The sequence below is a fragment of the Simplicispira piscis genome, from assembly GCF_054783455.1.
The window spans coordinates 59,313-77,596 of record NZ_BAAGQN010000018.1; the positions used below are offsets into that span (position 1 = coordinate 59,313).

The 18,284-nt window shown below is 65.0% G+C and carries 16 protein-coding genes and 1 pseudogene; 12 read left to right on the plus strand and 5 right to left on the minus strand.

The genetic code is table 11. From position 1 onward, the window contains the following. Positions 1 to 43: 43 nt before the first annotated feature. From ACYVOC_RS13785 to ACYVOC_RS13795, 3 genes are read right to left on the minus strand one after another with little or no spacing between them, the layout of a single operon-like run. Entirely contained in the window at positions 44 to 904 is an 861-nt protein-coding gene (locus ACYVOC_RS13785; RefSeq protein ID WP_116002958.1) for a TonB family protein, read from the minus strand. Then, on the minus strand, positions 901 to 2,988 hold the full coding sequence (locus ACYVOC_RS13790) for a ribonuclease catalytic domain-containing protein (protein ID WP_461162178.1): 2,088 nt from the start codon (positions 2,986 to 2,988) through the stop codon (positions 901 to 903). Before ACYVOC_RS13790 ends, ACYVOC_RS13785 begins: the two co-directional genes overlap by 4 nt. A gap of 38 nt (positions 2,989 to 3,026) precedes the next feature. After that, on the minus strand, positions 3,027 to 3,788 hold the full coding sequence (locus tag ACYVOC_RS13795; protein WP_461162179.1) for a metallophosphoesterase family protein: 762 nt from the start codon (positions 3,786 to 3,788) through the stop codon (positions 3,027 to 3,029). 153 nt (positions 3,789 to 3,941) lie between these two features. Between ACYVOC_RS13795 and ACYVOC_RS13800 the strand changes: the two genes are divergently transcribed. From ACYVOC_RS13800 to folE2, 5 genes are all read left to right on the plus strand, one after another. Next, the gene (locus ACYVOC_RS13800) at positions 3,942 to 4,661 is read left to right on the plus strand and encodes an RNA polymerase sigma factor (protein ID WP_461162180.1); all 720 of its coding nucleotides are present in this window, start codon (positions 3,942 to 3,944) and stop codon (positions 4,659 to 4,661) included. A 152-nt stretch (positions 4,662 to 4,813) separates the two neighbouring features. Continuing rightward, positions 4,814 to 5,407 (plus strand): ferritin-like domain-containing protein, encoded by a 594-nt coding sequence (locus ACYVOC_RS13805; protein ID WP_461162181.1) that lies wholly within the window; start codon positions 4,814 to 4,816, stop codon positions 5,405 to 5,407. After that, the gene (locus tag ACYVOC_RS13810) at positions 5,404 to 5,814 is read left to right on the plus strand and encodes a c-type cytochrome (protein ID WP_461162182.1); all 411 of its coding nucleotides are present in this window, start codon (positions 5,404 to 5,406) and stop codon (positions 5,812 to 5,814) included. Before ACYVOC_RS13805 ends, ACYVOC_RS13810 begins: the two co-directional genes overlap by 4 nt. 83 nt (positions 5,815 to 5,897) lie before the next feature. Continuing rightward, complete coding sequence (locus tag ACYVOC_RS13815; protein ID WP_461162183.1) at positions 5,898 to 7,130, plus strand: c-type cytochrome; 1,233 nt, start codon at positions 5,898 to 5,900, stop codon at positions 7,128 to 7,130. Positions 7,131 to 7,149: 19 nt separating this feature from the next. Beyond that, positions 7,150 to 7,989 carry a GTP cyclohydrolase FolE2 gene (folE2, locus tag ACYVOC_RS13820; RefSeq protein ID WP_461162184.1) on the plus strand — a complete coding sequence of 280 codons (840 nt, stop codon included), beginning with the start codon at positions 7,150 to 7,152 and terminating at the stop codon, positions 7,987 to 7,989. Between the two features lie 22 nt (positions 7,990 to 8,011). Here folE2 and ACYVOC_RS13825 read toward each other — a convergent pair whose 3' ends face one another. After that, positions 8,012 to 8,608, minus strand: a complete 597-nt coding sequence (locus ACYVOC_RS13825; RefSeq protein ID WP_461162185.1) for a YqiA/YcfP family alpha/beta fold hydrolase — start codon at positions 8,606 to 8,608, stop codon at positions 8,012 to 8,014. A gap of 117 nt (positions 8,609 to 8,725) precedes the next feature. Between ACYVOC_RS13825 and ACYVOC_RS13830 the strand changes: the two genes are divergently transcribed. The 6 genes from ACYVOC_RS13830 (at position 8,726) to ACYVOC_RS13855 (ending at position 16,325) form a co-directional block, all read left to right on the plus strand. Continuing rightward, complete coding sequence (locus ACYVOC_RS13830) at positions 8,726 to 11,170, plus strand: protein kinase domain-containing protein (RefSeq protein WP_461162186.1); 2,445 nt, start codon at positions 8,726 to 8,728, stop codon at positions 11,168 to 11,170. Positions 11,171 to 11,227: 57 nt separating this feature from the next. Then, entirely contained in the window at positions 11,228 to 12,400 is a 1,173-nt protein-coding gene (rodA, locus tag ACYVOC_RS13835; protein WP_461162187.1) for a rod shape-determining protein RodA, read from the plus strand. 51 nt (positions 12,401 to 12,451) lie between these two features. After that, positions 12,452 to 13,936, plus strand: coding sequence for a metalloprotease TldD (gene tldD / locus ACYVOC_RS13840; RefSeq protein ID WP_116002967.1), 1,485 nt, complete (start codon positions 12,452 to 12,454; stop codon positions 13,934 to 13,936). Positions 13,937 to 14,027: 91 nt separating this feature from the next. Beyond that, positions 14,028 to 14,564, plus strand: coding sequence for a hypothetical protein (locus tag ACYVOC_RS13845; protein ID WP_116002968.1), 537 nt, complete (start codon positions 14,028 to 14,030; stop codon positions 14,562 to 14,564). A 199-nt stretch (positions 14,565 to 14,763) separates the two neighbouring features. After that, positions 14,764 to 15,897: a 3-deoxy-7-phosphoheptulonate synthase gene (locus tag ACYVOC_RS13850; protein WP_461162188.1), complete on the plus strand. Its 1,134-nt coding sequence runs from the start codon at positions 14,764 to 14,766 to the stop codon at positions 15,895 to 15,897. A gap of 116 nt (positions 15,898 to 16,013) precedes the next feature. Continuing rightward, on the plus strand, positions 16,014 to 16,325 hold the full coding sequence (locus ACYVOC_RS13855; RefSeq protein ID WP_116002970.1) for a hypothetical protein: 312 nt from the start codon (positions 16,014 to 16,016) through the stop codon (positions 16,323 to 16,325). Positions 16,326 to 16,419: 94 nt separating this feature from the next. On the opposite strand, the gene mpl is transcribed toward ACYVOC_RS13855, so the two are convergent. Further along, positions 16,420 to 17,856, minus strand: coding sequence for a UDP-N-acetylmuramate:L-alanyl-gamma-D-glutamyl-meso-diaminopimelate ligase (gene mpl / locus ACYVOC_RS13860; RefSeq protein ID WP_461162189.1), 1,437 nt, complete (start codon positions 17,854 to 17,856; stop codon positions 16,420 to 16,422). A 199-nt stretch (positions 17,857 to 18,055) separates the two neighbouring features. On the opposite strand from mpl, the pseudogene ACYVOC_RS13865 reads away from it, so the two are divergent. Further along, a pseudogene (locus tag ACYVOC_RS13865) lies at positions 18,056 to 18,284 on the plus strand (hypothetical protein); the annotation flags it as partial.

The window sequence follows — 18,284 nt, forward strand, 5'->3', positions numbered from 1 at the left end:
TCCCCTGGGTGAGGGCGCCAGTGGCGACTCAAGGGGGGGAAGGTTACCTCACGGTAGTTTCCAGGGTCTGGTCGCGGGTGAACTTGAAGCGCGAAACCACGGCGATCTGGTCGGCCTTCTTGCGCATTTCTGTACCAAAGGGTCCAAAGGGGCCTGAGGCCATGGCAATGGCTTCGGCCTGGCGATCAAGCCGGAGGTTGCCTGAGCCCTGCACGATTTCGGTGCCCAGCACCCGGCCATCGTGGTTGACGGTGACGATCATCACCAGTTCGCCATAGAGCTTCTGGCCGCCGGATTCGGGGAAGTTGACCGTGCCCTTGTCCTCCACCTTGCGGCGGAGCTGGTCGTAGTACACCGCGTACACCTCTTCGCGTGTGGCGGGGCTGATGTAGCGCTTCTTGGGGCGTGCGTTCTCTTCGTTGATGCGCTTTTCGATCTCGGCCAGCATCTTGACAAGCTGGCGGCGGCGTTCGTCCTGCGCGGTCTGCTCGGCATTCTGGCTGGGTTTGCGGGGGTCGGGTGCGGGCAGAGTGGCGATCTGTTTGCGCAGCTGGGCGAGCAGCTGGGTTTGCTCCTCCTGCATGGCATCGGTCTTGCGCTGCACTTCTTCAAAGTCGTCGCCCACGCTGGTCATGGCCGAATAGGGCAGTGGGCTGGTGGCGCGGCCCTTTTCAGCATCGCCCCCGCCAGCGAGCGAAAACTGCGCGATGGCCTGGGCTTTGGTGGGCGCTTCGTTCGAGCGGGCATTGACCAGGATGACTTCGAGTGGCGTGTCCTGGAACACGCGGTTGAAACCCTCGGGGTCGATGAAGCGCACGGACAGCACGGCAAGGTGCAGCGCCAGCGACACCGCCAGCGTTAATTGCAGCGTGCTGAAACGGAGGAGGTGGGCAGATAGTTTCACGGGGCTGAGTGATCAGCGGTAGCGCCCGCCTCGGGTTCGTTCACATCCACGGCGATGGCAATGGGCCCGGCCACGGCGCTGTCATCGTCCTCACCGCTGTCGTCGTCATCCACCGGGCCGTCGTCGCTGGGGTCCAGCGGGTCGTCGATGCGCTCGATCACGGTGCCATGCAGGTCGAGGGTGATTTCGTCCACTGCGCCCAGCTTGACGCGCAGACGCGCGCCGCGCGGCAGGTTTTGCGCCCCCAGCACGGGAAAGACAAGGGGCAGCGTGTCGGCGCGCACCAGAAAACTGCCGCCCGGGCCTTCCTTGAAGACGGTGGCCTCCAGCTCGGTGATGTTGTTCTGTTCGAGGTACTTCAGCGTCCAGAACCGCTCCATGCCGCCCTGGTAACCGTTGTAAGCGCTGTAGGCTGCGTCAAAGCTGCTGATGATGGAGAACAGTTCGGCGTCCTTCGGTTTGAAGGGCGCGGCCAAGGCGGCCGTAGCGCCGTTGCGCGCACAGGCAATGATCTGCCACTGGTTCACCAGGTCCACATAGCGGCGCAGCGGACTGGTGGCCCAGGTGTAGCTTTTGACACCCATACCGGCGTGGGGCAGGGCCTTGGTGCCCATGCGTACCTTCACGCCTGGGGCCATGCTGGCCTGGCTGCGGTAGATGCCAGGCACGCCCAGGCTGGCGAGCCATTGGCCCCAGGTGCTGTTGGCGACGATGGCGGCTTCGGCCACGATGAGGTCGAGCGGCGCGCCGCGCTGGCGCGTGGTGATCTGCACGGTTTCGCTGCCATCGGGCTCGCCGCCCTCTCCGCCCATGAGGCGGAAGTTGTAGTCCGGCCGGTTGAAGTTCTCTGGCTTGCCGCGCACCACTTCGCGCCCGGCCTTGAGTTTTTGTGCCAGGCGGTGCAAAAATGAGAGCTGCACGCGCAGGCTGGATAAGCGCTCTGGGGTATTTTTGACCTCAATGCTCGGATCGGCCAGCCAGGCCTCGGTGACGATGTGGTCGAGTTGGTCGTGGCGCAGGTTGGCGATCACGGGCACGCGGTCCAGGCGCGTCTCGGTGGCGGTGATCTCCAGCGTGGCTTCGTCGATCGTGCAGTAGAGCGATACGGCCGGGTTGGCGCGGCCTTCGTCCAGTGTGTAGATCTGCACCACGCTGTCGGGCAGCATGGTGATCTTGTAGCCCGGCATGTAGACCGTGGACAGGCGCTGGCGGCCAAGCTGGTCGAGTGCGCTGCCGGGGGTAATGGCCAGGCCTGGCGCCGCAATGTGGATGCCCAGCGTGACGGTGCCAGAGCCCAACCCGGTGACCGAAAGCGCGTCGTCGATTTCGGTGGTCTGCGAGTCGTCGATGGAAAACGCCTGCACATCGGCCAGCGGCAGGTCGGCCGGGGGCTGCGGGGCATCCAGCGCAGGAAAGCCCGTGCCCTTGGGAAAATTGTCAAACAGAAAGCGTTTCCAGTGGAACTGGTAGCTCGAATCGATGGCACCGGCCTTTTGCAGCAGATCCAGCGGCGCGGTGTGTGTGGCGCGGCTGGCTTCGACCACGGCCTTATATTCAGGCGCGTTCTTGTCGGGACGGAACAGAATCTTGTAGAGCTGCTCGCGGATCGGCGCTGGACAAACACCTTGGGCAAGGGCTTCGGCCCACTGTGCAATCTGGGCCAGCACGGCCTTTTTCTTCTCGATGGCGGCCAGCGCCTGCTGCAGGATGTCGGCCGGGGCCTTCTTGAAGCGCCCCTTGCCTGCGCGGCGGAAGTAGTGCGGCGCTTCGTACAGACGCAGCAGCGCACCGGCCTGCTCGGCCAGCGTGGCGTTGGACGAAAAATAGTCGCGCGCCAGGTCGGCAAAGCCAAATTCGCCTTCGGGAGCGAATTCCCAAGCCAGGTCGAGGTCAATCGTTTCCGCTTGCGCCTGTGCCTGGGCCAGCAGCTCGGCGGGCGCGGGCTTGTCAAATTTGAGCAGCAGGTTGGCTGCTTTGACTTTGACCCGTTTACCCGAGTCCAGCTCGATCTGGGCCGAAGACTCGGCTTCGGAGAGGATGCGGCCGGCCAGAAACTTTCCGGATTCTTCAAACAATGCGTGCATGGGGGCAATTGTCCCATGCTCGAAGGGCCTCGTCGGCGCTACACCTCGATCAGCATCTCGGGCGCAAAGCGGGCGTTTTCCACCACGCCCTTGGGCGCGTAACCCCGCGGGTTGGCTACTACGCGCGTGGCGCCCAGCCGATAGTCGCAGCTGTGGTGTACATGGCCGTGCAACCACAGGTGGGGCTGCCAGCGCAAAATTTGTGCCTCCAGGTTGGAGACAAAGCAGGCGTTCAGCGGTGAGCCGACAAACTGTGGCGCAATGCTGCCGGGGGAGGGCGCAAAGTGCGTGACCACGACCGTGGGGCCATCGAAGGGCTCGGCAAAGCGTGCTTCCAGCCAGGCGACGGACTGGTCAAACAGCATTTGCGAGACGGCGGGTGTAAAGCGGTCCGGGAAATCCGGGGTCAGACCGATGCGGCTGAAGTCGCGCACGAACGCCTGCGCCTTCTGCAAGCCTTCCTCGCGCTGCGCGGGCGAGTCGAACAGCCGGTAGTCCGACCACAGCGTGCAGGCCAGAAAGCGCACGCCGCCATGGCGCCACTCCTCGCGTTCCAGCACGCGCACCTGGCTGCCCTGCGCCTCGGTGCGCAGGGCAGCCATGGTGCTCACCAGGTCGGAGCCATAGAACTCGTGGTTGCCAGCGACGTAGAGCGTGGGCCGGCTGAACTGCCGCGCCCAGGCCATGCCTTGCGCAGGGCGTTGCAGATCACCGGCCAGAACGACGACATCGGCGTCGGTGTGCGGCAGTTCCAGGGGCTGCACGGACAGGTGCAGGTCGGAGAGCAGAGCGATTTTCATGGGCGGGTTCCGTGGCAACGATACAGAGGCCATTCTGGCCCGGAGTCCGAAGCCAGCCGGGGCATGCGGCCATTGCGGATATCCGGGGGGGCTGTCACCTTTTTGGTGTCCTCAGCGTCCAATGGTCACAAGCCCCAAAAAAGCGAGCCCACCATGCAGTCCTTGTCCCTAGCCAACGCTCAGCCGACCGTTCCCACCCCTCGTTCCGACGAGCAGCTGGTGGCGAGCGCTCTGCAAGGAGAGCAGAGTGCCTTCGAAGCCATCATGCGGCGCCACAACCGGGTGCTGTTCCGCGCAGCGCGCGGGGTGGTCTCCGACGATGCGGAGGCGCAGGACGTGGTGCAGGAAACCTACCTGCGCGCCTTCACCCGGCTGCGGGATTTCCAGGGGAGCGCATCGCTGGCAACCTGGATGGCGCGCATTGCCATCAACGTGGCGCTGGACGTGCTGCGCAAGCGCAGCCGGTCGGTGCCGCTCGACGCCCACGATCTGGACCACGAGCCTTCTCCGGAGCACATGATGTCCTTTAGCGCTCCTGCGGGCGTATCGCCCGAATCCGTGCTGGCACGCACCGAGCTGCGCGCCCTGCTGCAGTCCGCCATCGAGGGGCTGCCGCCCATCTACCGCAGCGTATTCATCCTGCGCGCCGTGCAGGAAATGAGCGTGGACGAAGCGGCGTACTGCCTGCAGGTGAGCGACGCCGTCGTCAAGACCCGCTACCTGCGCGCCCGCTCCCTGTTGCGCGATGCGCTCGGCGCGCAAATCGAGGCGCATGCCGAGAGCGTCTTTGCTTTTGCCGGTGAGCGCTGCGACCAGGTCGTGCGCCATGTGGTGGCCGAGCTGCAGCAGCGCCATCTCATTGCGCCGCACTGAGAGCGGCCAAAACACCCCTCTGGCGACGCCGTCCCGTCTGGCCGTACCGCGCGTACGGCCTGCAGCGCTGCGCCTGACCAGAGCCACCTTGTTCAAATTTGCCGGCCGTTCCAGATGCCGGCGCAACGGTTCATCAACCCACGGAGAAAACCATGAAGAACCCTTCCATTTACGTCCCCTCGCAGGCCTTGTTTCTCTCGCGCCGCCGCGCCATGTCGGCATCCGGCGCCGCCGTGCTGTCGGCCAGCGCCGTGGCCTTGCTGGGCGGGCGCGACGCGCTGGCCGCCGGTGCCAAGGTGAGCGCCCAGGAGCTGGAGGCCGATGTGCGCATCCTCAATACTGCCCTTGGCGCGGAACTGGAGGCGGTAGCGGCCTACCAGGTGGGCGCGGAGAGCGGCCTGCTCAGCAAGGCGGTGCTGCCGGTGGCCGTCGCGTTTCAGGGGCACCACAAGGAGCATGCGGCGGCCATTGCCAGCACGGTGCAAAAGCTCGGCGGCAAGCCCGTGGCGGCCAAGGAGAAATACCACTTCCCCGTGGAAAAACTCAAGGTGGAAGCCGACGTGCTGCGCTTCGCGGCGGGTCTGGAGCGCGGCGCCATCTCGGCCTACCTGGGCGCCGTGCCCCTGTTTGCCGACCGTGCGCTGGCGCAGGTCGCCGCGAGCATCCTGGGCGACGAGGCCATGCACTGGGCCGTGCTGCGCCAGGTCCTGGGTGAGGCTCCCGTGCCTTCGGCCTTCATGTCATGAAGCCGCGCCAGCTTGTCGTGGCGCTGGGGCTGGCGGGCGGCTTGCTCGCCACCGGTGCCAGCGCGGCGCCGGATGCCGCAGCGCTGGCACGCGGTGAGCAGGTGTACGCGCGCTGTGCCGCCTGCCACGCCATCGAGGGCAACCGGACGGGCCCCCAGCACTGCGGGCTGTTTGGGCGCCATGCTGGCACCGCGCCCGGCTACAACGCGTATTCCAAAGCCATGCGGGAGAGCCCGTGGGTGTGGGACGAGAAGTCGCTCAACGTTTTCTTGAAAGACCCCATGAAGGCGTTGCCTGGAACCACCATGGGCTATGCCGGGGTGAAGGACGCCGTCGAGCGGTCGGACCTGATCGCCTGGCTGAAGGAGGCCACGAAGCCCGGCGCGGCGTGCAAGCCCGTTCCTTAGTGCTGCCGCAAGCGCAAGGCTTGATCCGGCATGCAGCCGCGCCGCTGGGATGCTGGAATCCATAAACAATGAGGAGAAGAGACATGAAACATGCAGGTGGTTGGGCGCGCCGCTCGTCGGTGTGGCGTCTTGCAGGAGCGATCGGTGTGACCGCAGTGGCTGTCGTCGCCTGCGGTGGGGGCGCTGCGGTCGATGGCCCGGATGCCGCCCAGGCGGCGTTGGCTGCGCAGGGGCGGGACATCTTCCGCTACGACACGTTCGGCGATGAGGCCCAATGGACCGACGCGCTCGGGCTGCACGAGGTCATTGCGGCGGCAGTTGATCCCGTCACCGCCTTGTCCGTCGGACTCAAGGTGGATGCCGAGGCGCTGCCCGCTGCCGTGGTGGCAGGCATCCAGGACGGCAGCGTGGACCTGAAGGATCCAGCCACCACGGTGGCGCTGCTCAAGCTCAATGCAGTGGTTGGCGTCCGAGGGACCGTGGAGGCGGTCAACGGAGTGGACAAGCTCGTTCGCGTCGGCATCACCTGCGCCCTGTGCCACTCGACGGTGGACAACTCCTTTTCCAAGGGCATTGGCAAGCGCCTGGACGGCTGGCCCAACCGCGATCTCAATCCGGGGGCGATCATCGCCTTGTCTCCGGCCGTGGATGCGGCAACGAAGGCAGCACTCAACAGCTGGGGGCCGGGCAAGTTTGACCCACGCCACAACATCGATGGCCTGAGCAAGCCGGTCGTCATTCCGCCCGCCTATGGCTTGGCGGGTATCCACCGGATCACGTTCACCGGAGATGGCGAGGACATCGCCTACTGGAACCGCTACGTGGCCGTGGCCGAAATGGGCGGGCTCGGCGCGATCTCGGAGCCGCGCCTGAACCTGAGCATCACCCATGGCAGTGAGGACCTGGTGAGCTCCAAGCTGCCCGCGCTGCAGGCCTACCAGCTCACGCTCCAGGCGCCGCCGGCACCCGTGGGAAGTTTTGACCCCGCCGCCGCAACGCGGGGCCGGGCCGTCTTCGAGGGGGCCGGAAAATGCGTGACCTGCCACAGCGGCAGCACTTTTACGGACGCAAACACCCGGCTGCATCCGCCGGCCGACTCCATGGCGGAACCCGAGAGTCCCAGCTATGCCGCTCGCTCCGCCACGCGCCAGTACCGCACCGCGCCCTTGAAGGGCGTTTGGCAGCATGCACCCTATTTCCACGATGGCTCGGCCGCCACGCTGGACGAGGTGGCGCAGACCTACAACACCCGGCTGGGCCTGGGGCTGAACGCGCAGGACGTGTCGGACCTGGCCCAGTACCTGAAATCGCTGTGACCGCGTGGAGAACCATTGAATGAATGCGCCGGAAAAAAATAGGCCCCTGCCCGACGTTCAGAGCAGTGCGGATGTCCGAGGCCTGGAGATTGGTGCTGTGGGCATCCAGGGCCTGCGCTATCCCATCAAGGTGCGCAGCGGCGGCCGGGTCGCCGCCACTGTCGCGCAGTGGGCCATGACGGTGACCGTGCCTGCCGCGGTCAAGGGCACGCACATGTCGCGGTTTGTCGAACTGCTGCAGGCGCAGTCGGATGCGCTGGATGCGGCCGGTTTCCGTGTCCTGCTGGGGGACATGCTGGGCAGGCTGAATGCGCAGGCCGGCACCATCGAAATGCGCTTTCCATGGTTTGTGGAAAAAACCGCGCCGGTCTCGGGCATGCGCAGTCTGCTCGACCACGATGCCCAGTGGCGCGCGAGCGTTTCCGCACAGGGGCAGCAGTCCCTGTGGCTGAAGGCGGTGGTTCCCGTGACGAGCCTGTGCCCGTGCTCTCGGGAAATATCGGTCTATGGGGCACACAACCAGCGCTCGCACGTGACCATCGAGGCCGAGGTCCTGGAGCCGATCGAGGTGGAGGATCTGATCGCCATTGCAGAACGCAGCAGTTCCTGCGAGGTGTATGGGCTGCTCAAGCGTGCAGATGAAAAATACGTCACCGAGCGTGCCTATGAGAACCCGAAATTCGTGGAAGACATGGTGCGCGACGTGGCGGCGGCGCTCAACCAGGAGCGGCGCGTGGGCGCTTATGCGGTGGAAGTGGAGAATTTTGAGTCGATCCACAACCACAGCGCCTTTGCACGCATCGCACGCCCTGCGAGGGGCCCGGTGGAAATGCAGGCCTCGCATGTGGCCGGCGGATGAGCGTGCGCAGTGCCTGCAAGGTTCAATCGGTGCCTGACGCGAGCTGCAGGAATCGTGCAATGGTCTCCAGGTGCGCGGGGAAATCGCTCAGCGCGTGGTCGCCGCCTTCGAGCAGGTGCACTTCGGCCTGCGGGTAGCGCGCCACCATTTCGCGCCAGTCGAGCACTTCATCGCCCTTGGCGATGATGGCCAGCTCCGGCCCGCCCGGGTCCAGGCCGCGCTGGTCCAGCGCCTGGAGTTCGTCCACGTACTCCGGCAGGAAGAAGAAGCGCTCCTGCGGGTTGTGCCAAACGGTCTGCTCTCCGATATGGCGCGCCAGGTCGCGTGCGGGGTCCACGGCGGGGTTCAGCAGTACGCTGGGGCAGCCTGCATGCCGGGCCACCCAGCTGGCGTAGAAGCCGCCCAGTGACGAGCCCACCACGGCCATGGATGTGCGTGGCCAATCGGCAATGCCCTGGGCGACCAGCGCCATGGCGGCGCGCGGCGAGGGCGGGAGCTGGGGGCTCCAGAAGCGCACTTCGGGGTGGTGGCGTGCCACATGGTCGGCCATCATCCGGGCCTTGGCGGACTGGGGCGACGAGCGGAAACCGTGCAGGTACAGGAGGTGGGTGGTTCTCATGGCGGGATATGCGGGAAAAAATCGGTGCCATCGCGGCGTGCGGACGGACGGCTGTAAGCATAAGATACACCGCACGGGGCAGCGCAGCGTGCGCTGCCCATCCTGCCTGCCCAAACCATGCCTGATTTTTCCCCGCTTTCCACTGCCCGACGCCTTGTGACGGGGGGAGGGGGGCAAAAGCCCGCGTTTTTGGGGCGGTTTGAATTACAGCGCGTGCTGGGCCAGGGCGCGCAGGCCACGGTGTGGCTGGCGCAGGACCCGCGCCTGCAGCGCCTGGTGGCTATCAAGCTCATGCCACCCATGCAGGGCCAGGACGCCTCGGTGCTGGAAACCTGGTTGCGCGAGGCGCGCCATGTGGGGCGGCTGGCGCACCCCTGTATCGTGCCGGTGTTCGAGGCCGATGTGCAGGGCCTACAGCCCTATATCGTGTTCGAGTACGTGCCCGGCTGCACCCTGGCCGAGCACCTGGCGCAGCAGGGACGCTGCGCGCCGCACGACGCCGTGGCGCTGATGGTCGATGTGCTCGACGGCCTGCAGGCGGCCCATGCGGCGGGCATCGTGCACCGCGACCTCAAGCCGTCGAACGTGATGGTGGATGCGCATCGCCATGCGCGTGTGATGGATTTCGGGCTGGCGGTGGCCGTGGCCAGTCCGTCCGATGCGCAACTGGCCAGCGGAACGCCGGCCTATATGGCGCCCGAGGCCACGGCCGGGGTTGCGCCCGCGCCTTCCATGGATATTTATTCGGTCGCGCTGGTGCTGGTGGAGCTGCTCACCGGCCATCCGCTGATCCACCAGAGTGACACTTGGCAGGCGCTCTACCGCATCGCCAACGAGACGTTGGAGCTGCCCGCCGACCTGGGGCCGGGCGTGGACGACAACCTGCGCGCTATCTTGCGGCGCGCTTTGGCGCGCGAGCCTTTGGCGCGCTATGCCTCGGCGGCGGACTTCCGCGACGCGCTGCGCGCCTGGGCGGCGCCGGTGAGTGCGCCAACGGCGGCAAGCAACGCGACACTGGATTTTTTGCTGCGGCGCATGCGGCACAAGAGCGACTTCCCGGCGTTGTCTGACTCGGTGGCGCGCATCCAGCGCGTGGCCAGTTCGGAGGACGACAGCATCAGCGATCTGACGCACGAAATCCTCAAGGACGTGGCGCTTACGCACAAGCTCTTGCGGCTGGTCAACAGTGTGCACTTTGCCCATGCCAGCCGGGGTACGGTGAGCACCGTCTCGCGTGCGGTCAGCTTGGTAGGGTTCAACGCGGTACGCAACATGGCGCTGAGCCTGGTGATGCTGGACCACATGCAGGACCAGCAGCACGCCAGCCAGATGCGTGAGGAATTTTTGCGCGCCATGATGGCCGGGTCCGTGGCGGCCGAGCTGTGTGGTGCCGCCGCCGAGGCCGAGGAAGCCTTCATTGGCGCCATGTTCCAGAACCTGGGGCGCATGCTGTGCGAGTTTTACTTTCCCGAAGAGGCGGGCCAGATCCGCGCCATCGTGGCGGCGGGTCGCACCGAGGGCGGTGAGGAGTCTGCGGCGCAGCAGGTGCTGGGTGTGGGGCTGGAAGACCTGGGCGCGGGTGTGGCACGTGTCTGGGGCCTGCCCGAGGCCCTGCAGCGCTGCATTCGCAAGCCCCTGGGGCCGCCCCCCATGCGCCCGCCAGAAAAAGGTGTGGAGCGGCTGCGCTGGGTGGCCCGCGCGGCCAACGAAGTGGCCACCACCTTGCTGCAGAGCGATGTGCGGCAGGTCGAGGAGCGCTTGCAGATGCTCGCCACCCGGTACGCGCGCACGCTCGGGTTTTCTGCGCAGGCCATTGCCGAAGCCACCTTGCGCGCTCGCCATCAACTGGTCGCCATGGCCGAGGCGCTGGAGTTGCGGGTGGCGCCCGGCGCGCCTGCGGCCCGTTTGCTCCAGTTGCCCGCATCTGCCCCGGCGGGCGATGGCGCGCCCGATGATGCCCTGGCTGCACACGAACTGCACGCACAACCTACACAACCGCTGTCGGTGGCTGTGCTGCAGGCGACCGGGGGGCCGATCGCCATGGCGCAGGTGGCCGAAGTGCTCTCCGCAGGCATCCAGGACATCACGAACGCCATGGTGGACGAGGGATTCAAGCTGAACGACGTGCTGCGCATGATTCTGGAAACCATGTTCCGCGCCCTGGGGGCGCGGCGCATGGTGTTTTGTCTGCGCGATGCCAAGACCGACGTGCTGACCGGGCGATTCGGGCTGGGCGAAGGCAATGATGTGGCGGTGCGTGCCATGGCCGTACCACTCAAGACTCCGGGTGACCTGTTTGCCGCCGTGTGCCTGCGCGGCGCCGATACCCTGATCGCGGATGCCACCGAGCCACGCATGCAGGCCCGGCTGCCCGCCTGGTATCGCAGTAGCCTGGATGCCCCCACGTTTCTGCTGCTGCCCCTGCAGATGAAGGGGCGGCCTTTTGCGCTGATTTATGCCGACCACGCCCATCCGGGCGCCATCGTGGTGGACGACAAGGCTTTGGGGTTGCTGCGCACCCTGCGCAACCAGGCGGTGATGGCGTTCCGTCAGGCGGGCTGACCAACGCCTCTGGACCGACAGGCTCAACGGGGGTAGCGCACACCCGATAATCGCGCCATGGCGACCACTTTTGACAAACCCACCCTCGCGCAGCGCATCTTGCCCCTTTTCCAGGGTTTTGATGGCTGGCTGGTGGCTGTGGTTCTGCTGCTGGCCAGTGCGGGCCTGCTGGCGATGTATTCGTCGGGCTATGACCATGGCACACGGTTTGCCGACCATGGCCGCAATATGCTGATTGCGGTGACCATTTTGTTCCTGGTGGCGCAGGTGCCGCCCCAGAAGTTGATGGTCATGGCCGTGCCCGTGTATACGCTGGGCGTGGCCCTGCTGGTGGCCGTGGCGCTGTTTGGCATTACCAAGAAAGGGGCGCAGCGCTGGATCAACCTGGGGATTGTCATCCAGCCCAGCGAGTTGCTCAAGATCGGCATGCCGCTGATGCTGGCCTGGTGGTTCCAGAAGCGCGAGGGCCAGTTGCGCCCGCTTGACTTCGGGGTGGCGGCTTTGCTGCTGGCCGTACCGGTGGGCCTGATCATGAAGCAGCCTGACCTGGGAACCTCGCTGCTGGTGTTGGCGGCCGGGTTGTCGGTCATCTTTTTTGCCGGGCTGTCCTGGAAGCTGGTGTTGCCGCCAGTGTTGTTGGGTGCCGTGGGCATTGCGCTGATCGTCGGTTTTGAGCCGCAACTGTGTGCGGACGGAGTGCGTTGGACGGTGCTGCACGACTACCAGCAGCAGCGCATCTGCACGCTGCTGGACCCCACGCGCGACCCGCTGGGCAAAGGCTTTCACATCATCCAGGGCATGATCGCCATCGGCTCAGGCGGGGTGTTTGGCAAGGGCTTCATGGCGGGCACCCAGACGCACCTTGAATTCATTCCCGAGCGCACTACCGACTTCATCTTTGCCGCTTTTTCCGAAGAATTTGGCCTGCTGGGAAATCTGTTCCTGATCGTGTGTTTTCTGTTCCTGGTGTGGCGCGGTCTGGCCATTGCCATGGGAGCGGGCACGCTTTTTGGTCGCCTGATGGCGGGCGCGGTGTCCATGATTTTCTTCACCTATGCCTTTGTGAACATGGGCATGGTCAGCGGCATCTTGCCGGTGGTGGGGGTGCCGTTGCCCTTTGTCAGCTATGGCGGAACGGCCATGGTTACGCTGGGACTGGCTCTGGGCATCCTGATGTCCATCGTGCGCGCGCAGCGCTCGCCAGTGCAGCAAGCCCGGTCTGTGGGCTGACCCTGCACCGGTGCAGGTACCGGTTTCTTCAACAGGTTCTAGAATCCCGGCATGACCCTTCGCTCCCCTACCGGCGCGCCGCAGCGCGCGCCCACTGCCCAGCGTATCGACATTGCACGCCAGCTGTTGCTGGCGCCCTTCGGCCTGGATGAAAGCCACCTGGCGCGCGCGCTGGGCGAGATTCGCGCCCACCAGGTGGACGACGCCGACCTGTATTTCCAGTACACCCGCAGCGAAGGCTGGAGCCTGGAGGAAGGCATTGTCAAAACCGGCTCGTTCTCCATCGACCAGGGCGTGGGGGTGCGCGCCGTCAGTGGTGAGAAGACCGCCTTTGCCTATTCCGACGATATCTCTGAGGCCTCCTTGCTCGATGCGGCCCGCACTGTGCGGTCTATTTCGGCCGCAAGGCAAAGTGGTAAAGCGCGAGTAGCTACCACAAAAATAGCAAAAAGCCGCAAACTCTACGCCGGCTTGGATCCCATCGCCTCGCTGGACAGCACGGCCAAGGTCGCCTTGCTGGAAAAAGCGGAGCAACTGGCCCGTGCCAAGGACCCGCGCGTGGCGCAGGTCATGGCCGGGCTGGCCAGTGAATACGATGTGGTGCTGGTCGCCCGTGCCGATGGCACCCTGGCCGCCGATGTACGGCCCCTGGTGCGCTTGTCGATCACGGTGATCGCAGAGCAGGGTGGCCGCCGCGAGGTGGGATCGGCTGGCGGTGGCGGGCGCTTCGGGCTCGATTACTTTGATGACCAGCAGATCGCCCAGTACGTGAACGAAGCCGTGCACGCGGCGCTTGTCAACCTCGAATCGCGCCCCGCACCCGCTGGCGAGATGACCGTGGTGCTTGGCCCCGGATGGCCTGGCATCCTGCTGCACGAGGCCATTGGCCACGGTTTGGAGGGCGACTTCAACCGCAAGGGGTCGAGTGCCTTTAGCGGCCGTATCGGTCAGCGCGTGGCGGCCAAGGGTGTGACGGTGCTCGACGACGGCACGCTGACCGACCGCCGAGGTTCGCTCAACGTGGACGACGAAGGCAACACCAGCCAGCGCAATGTGCTGATCGAGGATGGCATTCTCAAGGGCTACATCCAGGACGCGCTCAACGCCCGCCTGATGGGCGTGGCGCCCACCGGCAACGGCCGCCGCGAAAGCTATGCGCATATCCCCATGCCACGCATGACCAACACCTACATGCTGGGTGGCGACAAGGATCCGCAGGAGATCGTGGCCAGCATCAAGAAGGGCCTGTACGCCACCAATTTCGGCGGCGGGCAGGTGGACATCACCTCCGGCAAGTTCGTGTTCTCGGCCAGTGAAGCCTACTGGGTGGAAAACGGAAAAATTCTCTATCCCGTCAAAGGGGCCACCATCGTTGGTAGCGGCCCTGAATGTCTCAAGCGGGTGGGCATGATTGGCAACGACATGCGGCTGGACAGCGGTGTGGGGACCTGTGGCAAGGAGGGTCAGAGCGTGCCCGTGGGCGTGGGCCAGCCCACCTTGCGCATTGATGGCCTGACAGTGGGCGGCACGGCCTGACTGGCTGCCGCGTTGCGCGCCGGACACGGTGCTGCAAGCGACTCCGTAGCGGCATGAGCACAATCGGGGTAGGCGTCGCACAATGGTGCGTATGGCCTTGACGCGCCCCCTCTCTCAACTGACGATCCAGTCGTTTGGCGACATCAGCCGCTTCCTGCGCGAAGGCGTGGCGGATGAGGAATCGCGCCAGATGCGGGACAGCATGGTCGTGCTGGCGCAAGCGGTCGACGTAGCGGTGCGCACGCGCCGTGCGCGAGACGATGCTGCCAGCATCACTCGCCATGCGGCCGCACTGGTGCAGGGCGTGCGGGCGCACCAGCTATTTCTCACTGGGCTGGGCTCCGCCTGGCATTCGTTGTATGAGTTTGGCGCCTACCAGAGCGCCTTGCGTGAACTGCGCCGCGCCGTTGAAGCGTGGCATAAGACGCTGGAGCAGCGCCGCCCGGACGAAGGCGCCGGGTTTGATCGGATGGAACTGCTGGCCTGGCGGACGCTGGGCGAAGGCCTGCTGCTCATCGACATGTACGAGCAGGGCGGGCAGGCCCACAGCGAACCGCCTCCGTCGGAACGTCGGCCCCGCAACCCGTGGACACGGGCACTGGACTGGTGGCGTCGCGCGCGCCGCTGAGGTCTGGAACAAATGTGCTACATTGTGCGAATGCACATGCCCTGCGCTTTTTATTTTTGGTTCTGGTTCTCGGTCCCTGGCGGATGAGAGGCAAGCGCGCAAGCACCTGAATACTTCCCACCCAACCGCCGATGCTGCAAAGCCCGGCGGTTTTTTGTTTTCAGCCCTTTTTTTCAAACCTTCCGAGAGAAAGCACCCCATGACAGCCATGTCCCTTCCTGCCAGCACTGATGCCTGGTACCGCAGCGTCGAGAAAACCAGCCAGACCGACGACGAACGTATCAAGGACATCACTGTGTTGCCTCCTCCCGAGCACCTGATCCGCTTTTTTCCCATCAGCGGTACGCCGGTGGAAGCGCTGATCACCCAGACCCGCAAGGCCATCCACAACATCATCGCGGGCAAAGACGACCGCCTGCTCGTCGTCATCGGGCCGTGCTCGATACACGACCCTGCCGCCGCGCTGGACTATGCCCGCCGTCTGCAGGTTGCACGCGAGCAGTACAAGGACACGCTGGAGATCGTGATGCGCGTTTACTTCGAGAAGCCGCGCACCACAGTCGGCTGGAAGGGCCTCATCAACGACCCCTACCTGGACGAGAGCTACCGTATTGACGAGGGCTTGCGCATTGCGCGCCAGCTGCTCATCGAAATCAATCGCTTGGGCGTGCCCGCAGGCAGCGAATTTTTGGACGTGATCTCGCCCCAGTACATCGGGGATCTGATTTCTTGGGGCGCTATCGGCGCACGCACCACGGAGAGCCAGGTGCACCGCGAACTGGCCTCGGGCTTGTCGGCGCCCATCGGCTTCAAGAACGGCACCGATGGCAATATCCGCATCGCCACCGACGCCATCCAGTCGGCCAGCCGGGGTCACCACTTCCTGTCGGTGCACAAAAATGGCCAGGTCGCCATCGTCAACACCAAAGGCAACAAAGACTGCCACGTGATTTTGCGTGGCGGCAAGGCGCCCAACTACGACGCCGCCAGCGTCGCAGCCGCCTGCAAGGACCTGGAGGCCGCCAAGCTGCCCGCCACCCTGATGGTGGACTGCAGCCATGCCAACAGCAGCAAGCAGCATGAGAAGCAGCGGGACGTGGCGCGCGACATCGCCGACCAGATCAAGGGTGGATCGCGCAGTGTGTTCGGCCTGATGATCGAGAGCCACCTGGTCGCCGGAGCGCAGAAATTTTCGCCCGGAAAGGAGTTGCCCGGTGCGCTGGAATACGGCAAAAGCATCACCGATGCTTGCCTGGGCTGGGATGATTCCCTGCGCTGCCTGGGCGAGTTGTCGGCGGCTGTGCAGGTACGCAGGGATCTGGCGAAGGCGTAATTTCACTTCAGTGCCTGTCGGTGCAGTGTCCGTGGCGGGTCTGAAAATGGAATAAGCTTGCAACTTAGGCCGTGCAGTGTGCGCGGCACTCTCTCCCGACAAAGAAAGGCAACCTGATGCACAGCGTAGTGACGGTCTCCCTCGATCCCAGCCAGGAATTCCGCTTCGAGCTTGATGGCGTTGAGCCTATGGCGCACGAGGATGCGCGGCGTTGGTTGGACGACGAATTCATTCGCATGGAATGCGAGCCCTTGCGCGCCAGCGGCAAGGTGCTGATGGCCGACAAGGTGCTGACCGTGGCCGCCGCTGCCGGAGCGTCCATGTTGGGCGATCGGGCGTGGATGGCCGACTTTGCCCGTGCCACCAGCGCTGCCTTGGCACGGCCCGTGGTGCGCGTGGATGTTCAGTCCATGACTATCAATTATTGATGAAAACAGGCTATAACGCTTACTGGTAAAGCGCTAGCAGCTATAAAATACGTAGTAAAACTGCCGTGCAGGCAGTTTTACTGTTGCGTTCACCCTATTCCCCTGGTGACCCAGCGGCCAGCGCCTTCAGCAGGCGCTCGTGCACGCCGCCAAAGGCGCCGTTGCTCATGCAGACGATGTGATCGCCAGGCCGTGCCGCCTGCGCGATCTGCTGCACCAGTTCGTCCAGCGTGGCCGCGGTGCGTGCCCGTCCTTGCGGTCCGGTGCCCATGGGCGCCAGTGCGGCGGCGGCGTCCCAGTCCAGCCCAGCGGTGTGGCAAAACGCCAGGTTGGCGCTTTCCAGTGCCCAGGGCAGCTGGGACTTCATGGTGCCCAGCTTCATGGTGTTACTGCGCGGCTCGAAGACCGCCAGGATGCGTGCGTTCGTGCCCACGCTGCGGCGCAGGCCATCGAGCGTGGTGCGCAGGGCGGTAGGGTGGTGGGCAAAGTCGTCGTACACCGCAATGCCGCGCACCGTGCCGCGCAGTTCCATGCGCCGCCGCACATTCTGGAACCGGGCCAGGGCCGCCGCGGCCACGGCGGGCGTAACGCCTACGTGGTGCGCCGCTGCGATGGCCGCCAAGGCGTTGAGCTGGTTGTGGGTTCCCGTGAGGTTCCATTCCACACGGGCGACGCATGTCCCATGGTGCATGACATCAAAAGCACCAGGTTCGCCCTGGGCGGCAAAATCGCTCACGGCAGCGCCAAAGCTGCGCACGTCGCTCCAGCAGCCCTGGTGCAGCACGCGCACCAGGCTTTCCTCCAGGCCATTGACGACAACGCAGCCCGACGGTGGCACGGTGCGGACCAAATGGTGGAATTGGCGCTCGATGGCAGCCAGATCATCAAAGATGTCGGCGTGATCGAACTCCAGGTTGTTCAATACGGCCGTGCGTGGACGGTAATGCACGAACTTGCTGCGCTTGTCGAAAAAGGCCGTATCGTATTCATCGGCCTCGATGACGAACAGCGGCGCGGAGCCCATCGGGCCGGTGCCAGGCACGGGGCGCATGGCGGCGCCCAGGCGCGCGGAAACACCAAAATCCAGCGGTACGCCGCCCACCAGAAAACCAGGCTCCAGCCCAGCGCATTCCAGAATCCAGGCCAGCATTGAGGTGGTAGTGGTCTTGCCATGCGTGCCTGCCACGGCCAACACATGGCGCCCCTGCAAGACATGTTCGGCCAGCCACTGTGGCCCGCTGGTGTAGGGGCTGCCGGCGTCCAAGATGGCTTCCATCAGGGGAAACTTGGGACTGCCATCGGCCAGGCGGACGCGGCTGACCACGTTGCCCACGACGAACATATCGGGCTGCAGTGCCATCTGGTCGGCGCCATAGCCCTCGATCAGTTCGATGCCGAGCGCGCGCAACTGGTCGCTCATGGGGGGGTAGACGCCGGCGTCGCAGCCGGTCACCTTGTGGCCTGCCGCGCGTGCAAGCGCGGCCAAACCGCCCATGAAGGTGCCGCAGATGCCCAGAATGTGTATATGCATGGGTGCCGATTCTAAAGCGATGGCAAAAACGGGCTGTAGGGCTTATTCAGCAAGCGTAGTCAGCTATTAAAAGCAGAGCTTTTCCGTTGGGTAGGAGCCCGATGGGGCAAGGCCAAGGACCTGCAATGCACAGGGGTGCTGGGTGTTTGCGAAGGGCGCGGGGTGGGTTCCGGTCACAATGCGATCAGAGATCCGCTCCATGTTATCAACCCTTTCCATTGAAATTTCCCAAGCTGCTGCCCGCCTGGTGGTGGAAGAAGGACTGGAATACGGCCCCGCCAAGCGCAGCGCCGTCAAGCAGCTCGCGCTGCCTTCGCGCACACCGCTGCCCACTAACGAGCAGGTCGAAGACGCTGTGCGGGAGCATATCGCGCTGTTTTGTGCGGAGTCGCAGCCAGCCGAATTGCGCGCTCTGCGGCGCCTGGCAT